This is a genomic window from Cupriavidus sp. SIMBA_020, assembly GCF_046535395.1.
Taxonomy (GTDB): Bacteria; Pseudomonadota; Gammaproteobacteria; order Burkholderiales; family Burkholderiaceae; genus Cupriavidus; species Cupriavidus campinensis.
Genome location: NZ_JAWRWU010001486.1, coordinates 1 through 242, shown reverse-complemented (window position 1 = coordinate 242; position 242 = coordinate 1). Strand labels below are relative to the sequence as shown.

Annotated in this window: 1 pseudogene; it reads left to right on the top strand. The window is 66.1% G+C overall.

Going from position 1 to position 242, the window contains the following annotated elements:
• A pseudogene (locus SB751_RS34525) lies at positions 1 to 178 on the top strand (allophanate hydrolase); the annotation flags it as partial.
• Positions 179 to 242 lie beyond the last annotated feature (64 nt).

Here is a 242-nt window from a genome sequence, read left to right as displayed (position 1 = left end):
CGGGGACATCGTCAAGTTCAAGCCGATCAGCCGCGCCGAGTACGACGCCGCGGTGGCGCGGGTCGAGGCCGGCACCTTCCAGCTCGACATCCGTCCCGTGTCGTTCTCGCTGTCCGAATTCATGGCGGCGCCCGAACAGTACAACGCCCGCCTTCTGGAGACGCTCCATGTCGCATGACGAACCGCTCATCGAAGTGATCAAGCCCGGGCTGGCGACGTCGGTCCAGGATCGTGGCCGCCAG